Source organism: Kribbella sp. CA-247076, from assembly GCF_050942445.1.
GTDB lineage: Bacteria > Actinomycetota > Actinomycetes > Propionibacteriales > Kribbellaceae > Kribbella.
Genome location: NZ_CP192051.1, coordinates 5,759,838 through 5,776,086, shown reverse-complemented (window position 1 = coordinate 5,776,086; position 16,249 = coordinate 5,759,838). Strand labels below are relative to the sequence as shown.

Sequence of the window (16,249 nt, the reverse complement as noted above, 5' to 3'; positions counted from 1 at the left end):
CATGCCACACGTCGCGACCGCGACTTGTGTGACTCCATCCCATAGCTGGCGCTCGGCCGGATTCCTAAGGTTCCGGCATGGCTACCCCACGTCGAGCTCTCGTCACCGGCGCCGCGTCCGGCATCGGCGCCGCGTGTGCCCGGCGGCTCGCGGCCGACGGCGTCCAGGTGGTCGCGGTCGACTACGACCGGGACGCGCTCGAAGCACTCGACGGTGTCGAGACGGTCGTCGCCGACCTGGCCGACCTGGACCGGCTGGCGGAGCTCCCGGCGGACGTGGACATCCTGGTCAACAACGCCGGGGTCCAGCAGGTCGCGCCGATCGAGCAGTTCCCGCCGGAGCGGTTCAGCTACATCGTCCGGCTCATGCTCGAGTCGCCGTTCCGGCTGATCCGGCAGACCCTTCCGCACATGTACGGCCGCGGCTGGGGCCGGGTGATCAACATCAGCTCGGTCCACGGACTGCGGGCCAGCCCGTTCAAGGCGGCGTACGTCGCGGCCAAGCACGGGCTGGAGGGGCTCAGCAAGGTGGTCGCACTGGAGGGTGCGGCGCACGGGGTGACCAGCAACTGCGTCAACCCGGCCTACGTCCGTACGCCGCTCGTCACCGATCAGCTCGCGGATCAGGCCGCCACCCACGGCCTGACCGAGTCGGAGGTGCTGGAGAAGGTCATGCTCGAACCGGTCGCGGTGAAGCGGCTGATCGAGCCGGACGAAGTGGCGGAACTGGTCGCGGTGCTGTGCGGCCCGGCGTCCGCCTCCATCACGGGGAGCTCGTTCGTACTCGACGGCGGCTGGACCGCCCACTAGCTCAGGAGCCCGTCATGACAGCAACACAACCGGTCCACACCCGTACGCCGATCGGCCGGGTGGTCGGCGCGAGTCTCGTCGGCACGACCGTCGAGTGGTACGACTTCTTCCTGTACGGCGTGGCCGCGTCGGTCGTGTTCGGTGAGCTCTTCTTCCCCAAGGGCGAGGAGCTCACCGGGACGCTGCTGAGCTTCGCCACCTTCGCGGTCGGCTTCTTCGCGCGTCCGATCGGTGGCGTGGTGTTCGGCCACTACGGCGACCGGCTCGGCCGCAAGAACCTGCTGGTGCTCTCCCTGTTGATGATGGGCCTGGCCACGTTCGCCATCGGCCTGCTGCCGACGTACGCACAGGTCGGTGCGCTCGCTCCGATTCTGCTGACCGTGCTGCGGCTCATCCAGGGCTTCGCACTCGGTGGTGAATGGGGTGGCGCCGTACTGATCGTGTCGGAGCATGGTGATCCGGCACGGCGTGGCTTCTGGGCGTCCTGGCCGCAGGCGGGCGCTCCCGCCGGCCAGTTGCTCGCCAACGGCGTCCTGGCCGGTCTGGCCGCGTTCCAGTCGGACGAGGCCTTCAACTCGTGGGGCTGGCGCATTCCGTTCCTGCTGTCCGCGGTGCTGGTGCTGGTCGGTCTGTGGGTGCGGCTGCGGATCGAGGAGTCGCCGGTGTTCAAGGAGGCCCGCGCCAAGCAGCAGCCGACCGACAAGCTGCCGCTGCTCGAGGTGATCACCCGGTACCCGCGTGAGGTGCTGACCGCGATGGGTGCGCGGATGGCCGAGAACGTCAGCTACTACATCTTCACGATCGTCATCGCGACGTACGCGAAGGAGCAGCTGGGTCTGGGCAAGTCGTTCGCGCTGAACGCCGTACTGATCGGTGCGGCCGTGCACTTCTTCGCGATCCCGATGTGGGGTGCGCTATCTGACCGGATTGGCCGCAAGCCCGTGTATCTGATCGGTGCGGTCGGGGTGGGCGTGTGGGCCTTCGTCTTCGTCGCACTGGTCGACACGAAGAGCTTCGTCCTCGCCACACTGGCAGTGACCGTCGGTCTGGTGTTGCACGGCGCGATGTACGGGCCGCAGGCATCCTTCTTCACCGAGCTGTTCGGCACCCGGGTCCGCTACTCCGGCGTCTCGGTCGGCTACCAGCTCGCCTCGATCATCGCCGGCGGTCTGGCCCCGTTCATCGCGGTCGCCCTGCTCAAGGCGTACGACTCCGGATACGCGATCGCCGTGTACGTCGCCGCCTGCGCGGTCATCTCCATCGTCGCGGTCACGTCGTACTCCGAAACCCGCAGGCGAGACCTGACCAACGTGTAGGTGGAATGATCGCCGGCGTGGAGGAGCTGCTGCGGCTACTGGCCGAGGACGCGCCCGGTAGCGAGCTGGCCCGGGCGGCGGGAGATGACTCCGTCGCCCGGGAGCTCGCTCTGCGGATCCGCGCCGGGATCGACGCCAGCAAGAAACGTGAGGCCGAGCTGTCCGCCCTGGTCGACGTCGCCCGTGAACTCGCCTCGGCCCGCGATCCCGGCCGGGTCCTCGACACGATCGTCCACCGGGCGCGGACCCTGCTCGGCACGGACGTGGCCTACCTGACGCTGTACGACGACGCCCGCGGCGACACGTACATGCGGGCGACCGACGGCTCGGTGTCGGCCGCCTTCCAGCAGGTCCGGCTGCCACTCGGCGCCGGACTCGGCGGACTGGTCGCCGAGACCCACAAGCCCTACTGGACCGCCGACTACCCGTCGGACCGGCGCTTCCGGCACACCACTCACATCGACCAGGCGGTGGGGGAGGAGGGGCTGGTCGCCATCCTCGGTACGCCGCTCATCGTCGACGGCGCGTTCGTCGGCGTACTGTTCGCCTCCAACCGGAGCCGACGGCCGTTCAGCCGGGAAGAGGTGTCGCTGCTCGGCTCACTCGCCGCCCTCGCGGCCGTGACGATCGTCCAGGTCCGTGCGGCCGCCGAGACCGCGGCCGCGCTCGCGCAGCTGTCTGAGGCCCACGCCGGCACCGAACACGCGGCCGCCGCACACGACCGGTTCGCCGACATCGTCCTGTCCGGCGGCGACGTCGACGCGGTCGCCGCCGCACTGGCGGAGCTCCTGGACGTGTGGGTGGTCCTTGTCGATGCCGTTGGCAACGAGTTGGCGGTAGCCGGGTCGCCCGACCGCGCCGCCGTACCGTGGCAGGAGTCCGAGTCCGGCCGGCTGACCCGCATCGGCGACTGCTGGGTCGTCGCCGCGACCGCGAAGGGCGAGCGGCTCGGCGCGCTGGTGATCGGTGGCGTCGACGACCTGTCCGGCGCAGACCGGCGCATCGTCGAGCGGGCGGCCGTGGTGACCGCGCTGGTCCTCCTGTTCCGCCGACAGGCCGCCGAACAGTCCCAACGAGCACAGGCCGACCTGCTGGCCGACGTACTCAGTGGAAGCGCCGACCCGAGGACTCTGACCGACCGGCTTCGACTGCTCGCACCGAGCCGTCATCACGACCGTCTGGTGGTCGCGGTCTGTCGCGGCGACCACAGCGGCGTACTGGCCCGCCTGACCGCGCCTCTGGAGGACAAGCTCACCCTGGCCGGTCCGTACGCCGGTGATCTCGTGCTGCTGTTCGCGTCGTCCGACCCGGTCAAGGTCGTGGCCGAACTGGGCGCGGTGGCTCGTCAGACCGGGGTGACGATCGCGGTCGCCGGCCCGGCAGCCTGGGGCAGCGAGCTGATCGCCGTACACCGCCAAGCGGCCCGACTGGTCACCACCATGCAGCGACTCGGCCGTACCGCCCAGGCAGCGACACCCGACGATCTGGGCCTGGCAGGACTCGTCGGAGCCGCGCAGACCGACATCGCCGGGCACGTCCACCACGTGCTCGGCCCGGTCATCGAGTACGACGCGCAGCGCGGTACGGACCTGATCGGCACCCTGCGGGCGTACTTCGCCGCCGGCCAGAGCCCGACCCGCGCAGCCGAGGCCCTGCACGTCCACCCCAACACGGTCCAGCAGCGGCTCGACCGTGTCGGCGTCCTGCTCGGGGATGGCTGGCTGCACCCCGACCGCGCCCTCGACGTCCAGGTAGCGCTCCGCCTGCAGGCGGCTCTCGGCTAACGCTTCCGTCTGCCACCGCTCGTTGCCAGGGGTCGAGCTAGTCTCGCTTGCGAAGCTCATCTGAGTTCCCACCTCCGGAGAGACAGTTGCCAGCCCACGACGCACCTCGCTCGAGTACTCCGGGCGCCGACGACCGGCGGGTCGTCGTACTGGTCGTCCCCGCCACCGGCACCTGGGCCCCACCCGGCCGCGACCCCGAAGCCTGGCGCCTCGCTCTCGCCGAAGACACCTACGAAGTCCTGGCCGCCCTCGACCGCGTCGACGTCGCCATAGCCGTCGTACACACAAACGACCGAGCCACCGACGCTCAAGCCGCCGACGCTCGAACCACCGACGCTCGAACCACCGACGATCGAGCCGTCGACGGTCGAGCCGCCGACGATCAGGCCGCTGATGGTCGAGCTGCCGACGGTCGGGCCGCTGACGCAGCCGTGGCCGAAATCGCGGCCCTCACCTGGCCCGGCACACCCGTCTACTCCGTCGACAGCACCCAACCGGTCCTCGACGCCATAGCCTTCGCCGGCCCCGCCGCCGCAGTGGTCGCCGTCTCCCACGACGTACCCGACCTCCCCGGTCTCCTCATCGGCAAACTCTTCCGAGCCCTGAGCTCAGCCGACCTCGCCGTCACCCCCGCCTCCGACGGAACCCTCGCCGCCATCGGCGTCAACCTCCCCACCGCCGACTGGGTAACCGCCGCCGCCCCAACCTTCGACACCCCGCTGGCAACCCTCGAATCCCTCAAACCCCGGCGCCACGCCCTGGCCATCGGACCCGGCTGGCACCGTCTGCGATCACCCGCTGACATAGCGCAACTGGATCCCGGGCTCGAAGGCTGGCACTCCACAAAATCCCTACTTCGCCACAACTAACCCGTCACCTTCCCGACCCTGACTCGTTCACCAGGCAGCAGCAAACTTCTCGAAGACCCCGGCCCGGTGCCGATGCCGTTCAGGGGCGGTACCCGCCACCAAGGCCGCGGGTCAACGAGAAGCGGGGGACACGGGGACAGCAACACCAGTACGACGGGGGACCGCACCAACCACGCCACGGGGGCCTCACCTGCGTTGTCCTGGGGCCGACAACGCACCGAGGAAGCACCACACACGGGGGACGACAACACACGGGGATCTCGCAGCACACCTGGACAGACTTGTGCAGCGAGCCAGCAACACCACGCGGGAAAGTCACGGGGGACCCGCGGCACGGGAAATCACGGGGAACGCAGTACCACGGGGGATCTCGCAGCACAGCCCTGGAACAAACAGCTGCTGCGAGCCAGCAACACAACGCGGGAAAGTCACGGGGGACCCGCGGCACGGTGGATCACGGGGAAATCGCAGTAGCACGGGGGTTCGCAACACCATGGGGGACCTCGCAGCACAGCCCTAGAACGAACAGCTGCTGCGAGCCAGCAACACAATGCGGAGACATCACGGGGGATCCGCAGTACGTGAATCACGGGGAACGCAATCGCAGCAAGCACGATGGGGGCGCCGGTCGCGCTGTCGAGAGGGACGACAGCGCGACCGACCATCAGTACGACGGGGCGCAGCAGAACTGCCGCGTGGGGAAATCACCGGGACCACACAGCCCACGGGGATCGCACTGCCGCGTGGATCGCAATGCCGGCGTGAGAAACACCGCGCCGGCGTGGAGCACCGTGTTGGCGTGGGAGACACCGTGCCCGCGTGCAACGCCGTCCCCGCGTGGGAGACGCCGTCCCGCGTGGGGAAACACGGTGTCGCGTGGGACACACAGTGCCGGCGCCCGAAGCACAGGCCAGCCTTGGGGGGGCGTCGGGCGAGGTGAGCACGATGGGGACTCGGGGCGTTCGCAGCACGGCGCGGGCCATAGGTGGAACGCGGGGCGGTCACGCGCCCCGAGGCTCTACCGAGCAGGAAGCACGGTCCGGGACTGTTTCGGGTGGTGTTAGGGGTGGGCGGGGGACCGGCGGGTGTGGGCTTTGGTGGTTAGGGCTGTGACGGTTCGGTCTACGCCAGGTGGGAGGGCGTTGAGGCGGAACCAGGCCAGGTCGTCGGATTCGTCGCTGATGACGTGGGTCGTGGTTTCGGCGGCGGTCACCAGGAACTGGACGTCCAGGTGGTAGGCGCCCGTGCAGCCGCCGGCCAGGAGTTGGTGGCGGGAGAGTTGGAGTGGGTTGGGGTCAATGGTCAGGCCGGTGAGGCCGGACTCCTCCGTGGCTTCGCGAAGGGCGGCGCCGGCCAGGGTGGTGTCGCCGGGCTCGCAGTGGCCGCCTAGCTGCAGCCACTGGCCAACGACCGTGTGCAACGTCAGCAGGACCCGGCCGCTGGACGCGTCGACCACCAGCGCACTCGACGTCACATGCTCCGGGCGACAACTCCGCCACATGCCGTCCGGCCGCTCACGCAGATGCCGCAGGTAATGCTGCCGCAACGCCTCCTGCTCCGCATCAGGAGGAACCCACGCCTCCAGAACCTCGACAGCATCCCGATGCAGCATCCGGCAAGTCTCCCTCACACCGGCCCCGGCCCGGACCACGGCCTCACACCCGCCCCGGTTTCGTACCCGGCTCGGCTCCGGCCGCGGCTTCACAATCGGCCCGGTTCCTGCCGTGGCCTGGCACCCGCTCCGGTTCCTGCCGTGGCTTCGCACCCGGCGCGGCTGCGATCGCGACCTTAAACGAGCGACCGCCGCACGACGGTTGTGGGAGCGTCGTACGGCGGTCGTGAGTCGGCTACTTGGGGTCGGGGTTGTTGCCTTCGTTGGGGAGGAAGTCGGTGATGTCGATGTCGGCTAGTTCGCCGGCGTGCTGGGCGAAGCCGATGGGGTCGTCGAGGTCGGCGGCGCTGGGGAGGAGGTCGGGGTGCGACCAGAGGTCGTCGCGGCCCTCGACTCCGCGGGCGTCGCGTACGGCGGCCCACAGGTTCGCGGCGTCGCGGAGGCGGCGCGGGCGGAGCTGAAGACCGACCAGCGTGGCGAACGTCTGCTCCGCCGGCCCACCGGCCGCGCGGCGACGCCGTACTGTCTCCGCCAACTGCACCGCGGCGGGCATCCGGTCCTTGGTTGCCTCGCGTACGACGTCGTCCACCCAGCCCTCGACCAGCGCGAGGTTGGTCTCGAGCCGGACCAGGGCCGCCTTCTGCTGCTCGGAGTCCTCCGGCTCGAACAGGCCGCCGGCGAGCGCCTCCTGCATGGCCTCCGGGTTCTGCGGGTCGATGTCGGCCATCGCCCGCTCGATCTTGCCGGTGTCGACCTCGATACCGGCCGCGTAGTCGGCGATCGCCGCGAGTACGTGCTGGCGGAGCCACGGCACGCCGGCGTAGAGCCGCTGGTGGGCGACCTCGCGCAGCGCCAGGTACAGCCGGACGTCGTCGTCCGCCAGCCCCAGCCCTTCGGCGAACTTCGCGACGTTGTCCGGAAGCAGCACCGCCTGGCCGGTCGGACCGAGCGGAAGACCGATGTCGGAGGAGCTCACGACCTCGCCCGCGAGCTCGCCGAGCCCCTGGCCGACCTGCGCGCCGAAGATCGAGCCGCCCAGCTGGCGCAGCATCCCGGCCATCGGGCCGGCCAGTTGCGCCGCCTCGGCCGGGAGAGCGTTGCCCATGGCACCGGCGACGTGCTCGGCGACGGGGTCGACGATCGTCTGCCAGACGGGCATTGTGTTCTCGACCCACTCCGCGCGGCTCCAGGCCGCGGACGTCGTCGACGCCTCGGGCAGGGTGGTGGCCTCGTTCAGCCAGTGCTCGGCGAGCCTGACGGCGTCCGCCACGCGATCCGAGTCGGTCGGCGTGATGGAACGGTCCCCGCACACGGAGACCGTCTTGCGGGCGATGTCCTTGGCCAGGTCCCAGTTGACCGGCTTGCCGTCGCCGGAACCGCTGAGCAGCTGCTGGACCTGGGCGAAGATCGCGTTCAGGTCGGGGGCACCGCCCGCGCCGGCCGCTCCGGAGAACTGCTGGAACATGGCCTCGAACGGAGTTCCCTTGAACGGGTTGTCCGGTTCGTCGCTCATCGGAGGAGCCTTCCTGTGCGGGTGGGGCGTACTACTCCAACGTACTGGTTCTACCGCCCGGTTCCGCCCCCGGCGAACGCTTTACACCTGCACTTCGCCCCTGGCAGACCCCTGACCTTCCCCTGAGCCCGCCGGTACGTCGGGCGCGATCATCGGGGTGGATCGGGAGGGCGAGGTGGGGCCGAGGGGCGGGGAGGGGAGAATTGGTCGGGTCGAGGGTTGTCCGTGGTGGGTGCTGGGCCGGGAGTGAGGGACTATGAGCGACGCGATCAGGCTGCTGGACATCCGTGAGGGTGTACTGACCAGCGACGAGGTGCTGGCCGCTGTCGCCGACCCGAGCGCCGGCGGGACGGCTCTGTTCATCGGCACTGTGCGCAACCACGACCAGGCGAAGCCGGTGGATCGGCTGAGCTACGAGGCTCACCCGGAGGCGCTGGAGCACCTGCGGAAGGTCGCGGAGCGTGTCTGCGACGACCAGGCGGTGACCGCGCTGGCCGCCGTGCACCGGACCGGTGACCTGAAGATCGGTGATGCCGCCGTGATCGTGGCCGTCGCCGCCTCGCACCGGGACGTCGCCTTCGCCGCCTGCCGGCGGTTGATCGACGATCTCAAGGCCGAGGTCCCGATTTGGAAACACCAGCACTTCACCGACGGTGCCAGCGAGTGGGTCGGCGCTCACTGACACGTACTCTGGGCGCATGAAGGTGGCCGGATGAAGGTTTTGGCGTGGCTGGCGTTCCCGCTGGTCGCCACGCTCCTGGCGATGTGCTGGGCCGCGTGGCGCGGGCGGAGCCGCGGTCCGCGCCGCTCCGGTGGTGCCTTCGCGTCGGTCGAGGACTTCCGCCGCTTCAACGAGGCTCTGGCCGCACCGGGCCCCCGAGCCGTCCCGGAGCGCCGTCGCCGCCTCCGTCGTACTCCGAAGGACTCAGCGGACCCGAGCGGGTCCGGGACGGTCGGGGGCGCTGGAGCGTTGGAGTCGGCAGGGACGCTTGCCGTCACCAGGAAGCTCGGTTCGGCCGAGACGTTCGGTTCCACCAAGATCGCAGGGCAGGGTTCGTGACACGTCGTACCGCCACGCTGGTCGCTTCGATCGTCGTGCTCGTCATCTCGCTCGGGCTGGTCACTGCCTTCCCGGTGCCGTTCGTCTCGTTCAGCCCGGGCCCGGTGCGCGACACCCTCGGCGAGTCGAAGGGCAAGCCGGTCATCGAGATCAAGGGGCACCAGACGTTCCCGACCTCCGGCCGGCTCGATCTGACCACGGTTTCGGTGACCTCTCCCGAGCGTGAGTTGACGCTGCCGCAGGCGATGCGCAACTGGCTCGACCCGGACCACGACCTGTTCCCGCGCGACATCATCTACCCGCCGGACCAGACAGCGGACGAGGTCGAGGAGCAGAACACCGCGGAGATGACCGGGTCGCAGGACAGCGCGATCGCTGCCGCGCTGCAGGAAGCGAAGGTGCCGTACCACCCGAAGGTCTCGACGGTGGCGAAGGACACCCCGGCGGACGGCAAGCTGAAGCCGGGCGACGTCGTCCTCGCGGTCGACGGTACGACGGTGTCGCAGGTCCCACAGGTGGGCGAACTCGTCCGCAGGCACAAGGTCGGCGAGAGCGTCGTCTTCCTGGTCCGGCGCGGCACGTCTGAACTGACTGTGCAGCTGACGACCGCGGCCACGCCGGGGGAGGACACCCGTCCGATGGTCGGCATCACGATCGGCATCGAGTCGCCGGTGAAGGTGACCGTGAATCTTGGTCAGGACATCGGCGGCCCGAGCGCCGGGACCGCGTTCGCGCTGGCGATCTACGACAAGCTGACGCCGGGTGCGCTGCTGAACGGCAAGCACGTGGCCGGCACCGGCACCATCGACGCGCTCGGCCAGGTCGGCGCGATCGGCGGGATCCAGCAGAAGATCGCCGGCGCCAAGGAGGACGGCGCGACCGTCTTCCTGGTCCCCGGACCGAACTGCGAAGCCGCACTGCACGCGGGCGTCAAGGACATCCAACTGGTGAAGATCACCACTCTGAGCGAGGCGATCGGTGCTCTCAAGGCCATCGCCGGCGGAACCGGAGCAGTCCCGACATGTACGCCGTGAGCCACCCGAACGTACTGGCCGGCCGAAGGGGAGATCTGGCGGCATGGATTCCGTAGGCACCCTGCCTCCCGACGCGCTCAGTCGCGCGGTGATCGAGATCGAGAAGCACGTCAGTGGCGCGGGCTGGGACCAGCCCGCGCAGCTGTTCGCGTTGGTCCCCACCGCGGAGCTGCTGCGCGCCGAACCGCAACTGGCCGCCGAGCTGGGCGCCGAGGACGCGTCCCAGCCGCTCACTCCGGTCGCCCAGGGTGAGCTGCCGGGCGGCCTCGAGGACGAGCACCTGGCCGACGCACTGGGCCGGATCGAATGGCCCGACGGCGTCAGCGGCTGCGCGCTCGCGATCGAGCGGGTCGTGCTGCCGCCCTCGGCCGAAGCGGGCCTGTCCAGCGCGGAATCCGACGCCGAGCTCGCCCGGATGGCCGGTAGCGACCCACGCCGCCACGAGGTCCGGATGGTCGCGGCGGTCCTGCGCGAAGGTGACCGGTTCGGGGCCGTCCGGCTGCGTTCACACGACGAGGACAGTGCCGTGCTCACCGGCACCGACTTGGTCCCTACGCTGTGCGAAGTACTGTCTTTGACATTCGAACCTTCGGCCGACAGCCGGCCGGGTGAAGGTCCTGGGGTCGACGGCATGAGTGACGACGAGGAGAAGCGACCATGAGCGACGGCGTCTACGACATGCCGGAGGAGCCGCGGCGGACGCGGCGAACGTCCGGAGGACGGCCCCGGGCCCTGCTGCCGACGATCGCGACGCTGATCGTCCTGCTGATCCTGTTCAGCGTCTTCACCGACGTCTGGACCCAGCGGCTGTGGTACCGGTCGGTGGACCTCGGCTCGGTGTTCAGCACCGTCCTCGGGACGCGGGTCGTGCTGTTCCTGGTGGTCGGTCTGCTGATGGCGGCCGCTGTGGTGGCGAACATCATCGTCGCCTTCCGCACACGCCCGCGGGTCGCTCTCGCGCCGTCGCCGAGCCCCGGCTTCGAGCGGTACGGCGACCTGCTGCAGCAGCGTGGGAAGATCGCCGTCGGCGTGATCGCGACCCTGATGCTGGTGTTCGGCGGATCGGCCGCGTCGGGGGAGTGGAAGGTCTTCCTGGCCTGGCGGAACCGGACTCCGTTCGGCGTCACCGACAAGCACTTCAACAAGGACATCGCGTTCTTCGTCTTCGACTACCCGTGGCTGCGCGTCCTGCTCGGCTTCGGCTACTCGATCGTGCTCCTCTCGCTGGTCGCGGCAGTCATCACGCATTACCTGTACGGCGGTTTCCGGCCGTCCGCGAAGGGACAGAAGGCCTCCGGCGCGGCGCAGGTGCAGTTCTCCGTGCTGCTCGGCCTGCTGGTCCTGCTGAAGGCGTTCAGCTACTGGCTGGACCGCTACGGACTGACCACCTCCGACAGCCGGCTGTTCACCGGTATCTCCTACACAGGCGACAACGCGGTCCTCCCCAGCAAGGAGATCCTGGCGGTCATAGCCGTCCTGTGTGCCGTGCTGTTCTTCGCCAACGTGGTGCGCCGGACCTGGCTGCTGCCGGGCGTGGGCACGGTCGTGCTGATCCTGTCCGCGATCCTGCTCGGTGCGTTGTGGCCGGCGGCGCTGCAGCAGTTGCGTGTACGGCCGAGCGAGCCGGTGCGTGAGGCGCCGTACATCACCAAGAACATCGAGGCGACTCGGCAGGCCTACGGGCTGGAAGGCACGCAGGTCATCAACTATCCGGCGAAGTCGACGGCGACCCCGGGCGACCTGGCCGCGGACGCCGAGGTCCTCCCCGGCATCCGGTTGATCGACCCGAGCGTGGTCGGGCCGACGTTCGAGCAGTTGCAGCAGGTCCGCGGCTTCTACTCGTTCCCGACCGACCTCGACGTCGACCGCTACCGGATCGGCAACAATGTCAACGACACCGTGATCGCGGTCCGCGAGGTCCAGGTCGACCGCCTGCCGGCCGGCCAGCGCAACTGGAACAACGACCACACCGTCTACACCCACGGCTACGGTGTCGTCGCCGCCAACGGCAACCAGCGGGCCCCCGACGGTACGCCGGTCTGGTCGGAGAAGGACCTGCCTCCGACCGGCCAGCTCGGCGACTATGAACCGCGGATCTACTTCGGCGAGCAGTCCCCGGACTACTCGATCGTCGGCGGGCCGAAGGGTGGTCAGCCGGTCGAGCTCGACACGCCGGAAGGCACGAACGGCGGCGACCCGACGCTGAACACCTACGCCGGCAAGGGCGGCGTACCGGTCGGTTCGTTCTTCAACCGGTTGCTGTATGCCACCAAGATGCGGGACGCGAACATCCTGCTGTCCAGCCGGGTGAACTCCGATTCGAAGATCCTGTACGACCGCAGCCCGCGCGAGCGGGTCGAGAAGGCCGCTCCCTGGCTGACCCCGGACGGCGACCCGTACCCGGCCATCGTGGACGGCCAGGTCGTCTGGATCGTCGACGGCTACACCACCTCGGCGAACTACCCGTACTCCGAGAAGGTCGCCCTGGACGACAGCACCCGGGACACCACGACCGGCCGCGGCACCATCGCGCAGCAGCCGAGCGAGGAGATCAACTACATCCGCAACTCGGTCAAGGCCGTCGTGAACGCGTACGACGGATCGGTCGAGCTGTACGCCTGGGACGAGAACGACCCGGTGCTGAAGACGTGGATGAAGGCGTTCCCGGACACCGTCAAGCCGCGTGCGGACATCTCGCCCGCGCTGATGTCGCACCTGCGCTACCCGGAGGACATGTTCAAGGTCCAGCGTGACCTGCTGGCCAAGTACCACGTGACCGACTCGACCACCTGGTACCAGAACAGCGACCTGTGGCGTGTCCCGGCGGACCCGACCGCGGTGTCCGCCGGCGCCGACTCGTCGGCGCAAAGCAACCAGCCTCCCTTCTACCTCTCGTTGCGGATGCCCGGTCAGACGGAACCGAGGTTCTCGCTGACGTCGGTGTACGTGCCGAACGCGGAACGGGAGAACCTGACCGCGTTCATGGCAGTCGATGCCGAGGCGACCTCACCGGACTACGGCAAGTTCCGGATCCTGCGATTGCCGGGCAACGTGCAGATCCCCGGTCCTGGACAGGTGTTCAACAAGTTCCAGACCGACGACGGGATCAGAACGGCGCTGCTGCCGATCAACCAGCCGACCAGCGGTGCCCGTGCACAGTTCGGCAACCTGCTGACGCTGCCACTCGGCGGTGGTCTGCTCTACGTACAGCCGGTGTACTCGGTCCGGACCAGTGGACCGGGTAGCTATCCGGTGCTGCGGTACGTGTTGGTGTCCTTCGGCGAGCGGGTCGCCTTTGGCGCCACGCTGCAGGAGGCGCTCGAGAAGGTGTTCGAGGCCCGGGTAGAGACGGGCGAGCCGAACCCGAACCAGCCGCCACCGACCAACCAGCCACCGGCCAACCAGACCGTCAAGGAGGCGCTGACGCAGGCGCAGACCGCCTACGACCGGGCCCAGGCTGCGCTGAGAGCCGGCAACCTGGCCGAGTACCAGAAGCAGGTCAACCTCATGAAGGCGGCGCTCGACCGAGCCGTGGCGGCAGGAGCCGGCACGACGACGCCGGGCACCCCGACGCCGAGTGGTACGCCGACACCCTCGACGCCGGCGCCATCGACTCCGCCGAGTTCGCCAACAGGCTGATCCAGCGGCTGCTCGCCCGGGGCGGCGACACCGACCACCCGTCGGCGTCGCCGCCCCGCGCCGTTGCCCGCCCGAAGCCCGAACTATCAGCTGGTTGCCTAAGGCACCGGTCAGTCAGTGTTCTCCCAGCAGGTTGCCGAGGGCACCGATCAGCCGGTGATCTCCGGATGGAAGCCGTTGGCGGTGTCCAGCAGGTCCTGCTCGGAGAAGCGCTCGCGGTCGATGGACACCTCGGCCGCGAGACCCGGTGAGACGAGGTAGAACACGTCGTTGTCGGCCGCGAGACCGTCGTACGCGCCGACCTTGACCGCGCGGAGCTCCCAGGTCTCCGGGTCCTTCTCCTGGTACTCGACCATGAAGGCCCTGAGCGCCTCGAGATCCGTCAGCTTCTCGCCGCGCAGGGTCTTCATCGTCAGGTCCACCTTGAAGGCACCGTCGGGATCCGGCCCGGTCTCCCAGACCCGGCTCTTGAAGCGCACCTCCTCCCACTCGTACTCGAAGTCCGACGGCGAACCGAGGCCGTCAGGCAGGTGGTCGATCACGAAGCCGTCCAAAGTGCAGGCCCTTTGCTCGGTCGAAGGAGGAGCCACCGCGGTCCCGGATCGCGGCTCGATCTCGCCGGCCGAGGCCGGGGTGGTCGTCCAGGCGCCGAGGGCGGCGAGGACGATCGCGCTCCCGATCACGATACGACGGGTCGACGGCACGAATCGGGAACCAAGGAACGAACACGACATGGCTGCCTCCTGAGGCCTCGGCGTCCCGCCCGCTGCAGAACGCCTTCTTGCCCTAGAAGGTGCACCGATCACCGCGTCGATTCGGCCACGATCTCCGAGGCTGTGGAAAAGCCGGATCAGTACCCGATCGTCCGATGCAGCCGGTGGAAGGTCTGCTGGAAGCCGAGCCGTGGCCACGTCCGCGACGACAGCAGGTTCGTGACCCGCCAATCGGTCACCACAGCGGTGTACCCGATGTCGGCAGACCACTGCACGACCGCCTCACCCAACGCGCGCCCGGCACCGTGTCCACGTGCGTCCGGCAGTACGGCGGCGTACCCCAGGAAGCCGGCGTTGTCCGGACGAGCCAGCCCGCTGTGCGCACTGGACTTCTCGACCGAGCACCCGACGGACATGCCGATCACGCGACCGTCGTACTCGGCAACGAACGTCGCGTAGTCCTGGTCGTCGATCGACTCCTCCCAGTCGGCCAGCGCCTCCTCCAGCGTGGGCAGCTCCCCGGCGGAGAAGACAGGTGACCGGCCCTGGTGCTGTGGGAGGACGAGATCGAGCTCCGCGAGTACGGCGATGTCGTCGCGCGTCGCACGCCGTACCTTCACGTCGGCGGGCACCTGTAGGCGAGTGGTCGGGGCAGGGCGTACGGCGTGCGCGTGCTGGGCGCCGAAGCCGAGGCGGAACCAGGCGTCGATCAGGTCGACGTCGTCCGGGACCACGACGTACTGGGCCGTTCGGCCGTCGTCGACCCACTTGGCGGCGGCAGCGGCGTACAGGTCGCGGATGTGTTCGGGCTCACGTACCGCGTGGCCGGCGGACTCGACCCAGACGTTGGGTCCCCAGACGGGCGACGGCTTCGGCGCCCCGAGCACGTACCCGGTCAGCTCGGAGCCCTCGAGCAGTACGGCGCCGGATGCGCTCTCGCTTTCCCAGAGCGCAGTGACCTCGACCACGGCGAGCAGGTCGTCCTCGTACTCGGCCGGGAGCAGAGGGTGCCGCTTGCGATGCTCCTTGTGCCGGTCCGCGAGCAGGCGCCCGGCGGCGGGCAGATCCGCCTCCTCGAACGGGCGAATGACGTGTCGGGACATACCCGGACGGTACGCCGCCCCGGCCACCGCCGACACGCGTTTTAGCCTGCCGACAGGCGCACCGGGAGCCGATTTGGTTGCTCAGCCGCGATCTATTAAACTAAAACCACAACGACGCGGGGTGGAGCAGCTCGGTAGCTCGCTGGGCTCATAACCCAGAGGTCGCAGGTTCAAATCCTGCCCCCGCTACCACCCGAAGGCCCGGACCATTGGTCCGGGCCTTCGTCTTCTCTGTGGGGTCTGACCTGCGGCTTTGTACGACCGTCTTAGCTCAGCGTCTGGCTTCAGCCGACGACCGCGAGCGGAGAGGATCTCCGTCATCGGGGTCACTGTTCGGGCGGTCTGTGACCAGAGCTGTGACCAGCGGGTCCAGCTCCCCTCGAATGCGTCCCCCTCGCCCGCGTCGGACTTGCCGTCAGACTCGGCCGCTCACCCGCGCACCACCACTCGGGTGTCCTTGATCGTCAGTGTCCCTGCGTGCGATCCCTGCCTAGAGAGCGGCGGTCGCGTATGAGTGCCGCGTCGTGGAGCCAGTTTTCGTGAGCCGCTCGCTCCTTGCCATCCGGCGGGGGGCGGACGTACTCTCGCGAAGGAAGCAGTTCTCGGGAAGTCGACGCTCGAGTCGATGGTGGCCAGGCCCCTCCCGCGGCCCGATGTTGCAGGTCTTGAACGACGCTGCCCCGGTCAGCCACTTGGGTGTTGTCACGAAGTAAACAGACTGGCCTGTCCCCGCGACCGCACGTCGCGCACGGGGCGCGCGATCACGCGGGAGGCGCCGGCAACGGCGACGAGGGAGT

At 69.2% G+C, this 16,249-nt stretch carries 13 protein-coding genes and 1 tRNA gene; 10 read left to right on the top strand and 4 right to left on the bottom strand.

Annotated features, from left to right (window positions below; translation table 11 throughout):
* The first annotated feature begins 77 nt into the window (after nucleotides 1–77).
* From ACQPYZ_RS27200 to ACQPYZ_RS27185, 4 genes are all read left to right on the top strand, one after another.
* Nucleotides 78–809 carry a 3-hydroxybutyrate dehydrogenase gene (locus tag ACQPYZ_RS27200; RefSeq protein ID WP_433161060.1) on the top strand — a complete coding sequence of 244 codons (732 nt, stop codon included), beginning with the start codon at nucleotides 78–80 and terminating at the stop codon, nucleotides 807–809.
* A 14-nt stretch (nucleotides 810–823) separates the two neighbouring features.
* Nucleotides 824–2,125, top strand: coding sequence for an MFS transporter (locus tag ACQPYZ_RS27195; RefSeq protein WP_433161058.1), 1,302 nt, complete (start codon nucleotides 824–826; stop codon nucleotides 2,123–2,125).
* A 5-nt stretch (nucleotides 2,126–2,130) separates the two neighbouring features.
* Complete coding sequence (locus ACQPYZ_RS27190; protein WP_433161056.1) at nucleotides 2,131–3,909, top strand: helix-turn-helix domain-containing protein; 1,779 nt, start codon at nucleotides 2,131–2,133, stop codon at nucleotides 3,907–3,909.
* Between the two features lie 86 nt (nucleotides 3,910–3,995).
* On the top strand, nucleotides 3,996–4,778 hold the full coding sequence (locus ACQPYZ_RS27185; RefSeq protein WP_433161055.1) for a hypothetical protein: 783 nt from the start codon (nucleotides 3,996–3,998) through the stop codon (nucleotides 4,776–4,778).
* A 1,060-nt stretch (nucleotides 4,779–5,838) separates the two neighbouring features.
* On the opposite strand, the gene ACQPYZ_RS27180 is transcribed toward ACQPYZ_RS27185, so the two are convergent.
* Nucleotides 5,839–6,390, bottom strand: coding sequence for an NUDIX hydrolase (locus tag ACQPYZ_RS27180; protein ID WP_433161053.1), 552 nt, complete (start codon nucleotides 6,388–6,390; stop codon nucleotides 5,839–5,841).
* Nucleotides 6,391–6,625: 235 nt separating this feature from the next.
* Nucleotides 6,626–7,903, bottom strand: a complete 1,278-nt coding sequence (locus ACQPYZ_RS27175; protein WP_433161052.1) for a zinc-dependent metalloprotease — start codon at nucleotides 7,901–7,903, stop codon at nucleotides 6,626–6,628.
* A gap of 256 nt (nucleotides 7,904–8,159) precedes the next feature.
* On the opposite strand from ACQPYZ_RS27175, the gene ACQPYZ_RS27170 reads away from it, so the two are divergent.
* The 5 genes from ACQPYZ_RS27170 to ACQPYZ_RS27150 are packed head-to-tail and all read left to right on the top strand — an operon-like array spanning nucleotide 8,160 to nucleotide 13,636.
* Nucleotides 8,160–8,585 carry a molybdenum cofactor biosynthesis protein MoaE gene (locus ACQPYZ_RS27170; protein WP_433161050.1) on the top strand — a complete coding sequence of 142 codons (426 nt, stop codon included), beginning with the start codon at nucleotides 8,160–8,162 and terminating at the stop codon, nucleotides 8,583–8,585.
* A 30-nt stretch (nucleotides 8,586–8,615) separates the two neighbouring features.
* The gene (locus ACQPYZ_RS27165) at nucleotides 8,616–8,963 is read left to right on the top strand and encodes a hypothetical protein (protein ID WP_433161049.1); all 348 of its coding nucleotides are present in this window, start codon (nucleotides 8,616–8,618) and stop codon (nucleotides 8,961–8,963) included.
* Nucleotides 8,960–9,997, top strand: a complete 1,038-nt coding sequence (locus ACQPYZ_RS27160) for a YlbL family protein (RefSeq protein WP_433161048.1) — start codon at nucleotides 8,960–8,962, stop codon at nucleotides 9,995–9,997. Before ACQPYZ_RS27165 ends, ACQPYZ_RS27160 begins: the two co-directional genes overlap by 4 nt.
* Before the next feature lie 43 nt (nucleotides 9,998–10,040).
* Nucleotides 10,041–10,658 (top strand): PPA1309 family protein, encoded by a 618-nt coding sequence (locus ACQPYZ_RS27155; RefSeq protein ID WP_433161046.1) that lies wholly within the window; start codon nucleotides 10,041–10,043, stop codon nucleotides 10,656–10,658.
* A complete protein-coding gene (locus ACQPYZ_RS27150; protein WP_433161045.1) occupies nucleotides 10,655–13,636 on the top strand; it encodes a UPF0182 family membrane protein in 2,982 nt (993 codons plus the stop codon). The genes ACQPYZ_RS27155 and ACQPYZ_RS27150 overlap by 4 nt, the downstream gene beginning before the upstream one ends.
* Before the next feature lie 149 nt (nucleotides 13,637–13,785).
* On the opposite strand, the gene ACQPYZ_RS27145 is transcribed toward ACQPYZ_RS27150, so the two are convergent.
* Entirely contained in the window at nucleotides 13,786–14,370 is a 585-nt protein-coding gene (locus tag ACQPYZ_RS27145; RefSeq protein WP_433161043.1) for a hypothetical protein, read from the bottom strand.
* Between the two features lie 116 nt (nucleotides 14,371–14,486).
* Nucleotides 14,487–15,452 (bottom strand): N-acetyltransferase family protein, encoded by a 966-nt coding sequence (locus ACQPYZ_RS27140; RefSeq protein ID WP_433161041.1) that lies wholly within the window; start codon nucleotides 15,450–15,452, stop codon nucleotides 14,487–14,489.
* Nucleotides 15,453–15,567: 115 nt separating this feature from the next.
* Between ACQPYZ_RS27140 and ACQPYZ_RS27135 the strand changes: the two genes are divergently transcribed.
* Nucleotides 15,568–15,644, top strand: a tRNA-Met gene (locus ACQPYZ_RS27135).
* Nucleotides 15,645–16,249 lie beyond the last annotated feature (605 nt).

What these genes read in the sequence shown, in the direction of transcription:
- ACQPYZ_RS27200 (WP_433161060.1), top strand. Translation starts at nt 78, where the DNA reads ATGGCTACCCCACGTCGAGCTCTCGTCACCGGCGCCGCGTCCGGCATC.
- ACQPYZ_RS27195 (WP_433161058.1), top strand. Translation starts at nt 824, where the DNA reads ATGACAGCAACACAACCGGTCCACACCCGTACGCCGATCGGCCGGGTG.
- ACQPYZ_RS27190 (WP_433161056.1), top strand. Translation starts at nt 2,131, where the DNA reads ATGATCGCCGGCGTGGAGGAGCTGCTGCGGCTACTGGCCGAGGACGCG.
- ACQPYZ_RS27180 (WP_433161053.1), bottom strand. Translation starts at nt 6,390, where the DNA reads ATGCTGCATCGGGATGCTGTCGAGGTTCTGGAGGCGTGGGTTCCTCCT.
- ACQPYZ_RS27175 (WP_433161052.1), bottom strand. Translation starts at nt 7,903, where the DNA reads ATGAGCGACGAACCGGACAACCCGTTCAAGGGAACTCCGTTCGAGGCC.
- ACQPYZ_RS27170 (WP_433161050.1), top strand. Translation starts at nt 8,160, where the DNA reads ATGAGCGACGCGATCAGGCTGCTGGACATCCGTGAGGGTGTACTGACC.
- ACQPYZ_RS27165 (WP_433161049.1), top strand. Translation starts at nt 8,616, where the DNA reads ATGAAGGTTTTGGCGTGGCTGGCGTTCCCGCTGGTCGCCACGCTCCTG.
- ACQPYZ_RS27155 (WP_433161046.1), top strand. Translation starts at nt 10,041, where the DNA reads ATGGATTCCGTAGGCACCCTGCCTCCCGACGCGCTCAGTCGCGCGGTG.
- ACQPYZ_RS27150 (WP_433161045.1), top strand. Translation starts at nt 10,655, where the DNA reads ATGAGCGACGGCGTCTACGACATGCCGGAGGAGCCGCGGCGGACGCGG.
- ACQPYZ_RS27145 (WP_433161043.1), bottom strand. Translation starts at nt 14,370, where the DNA reads ATGTCGTGTTCGTTCCTTGGTTCCCGATTCGTGCCGTCGACCCGTCGT.
- ACQPYZ_RS27140 (WP_433161041.1), bottom strand. Translation starts at nt 15,452, where the DNA reads ATGTCCCGACACGTCATTCGCCCGTTCGAGGAGGCGGATCTGCCCGCC.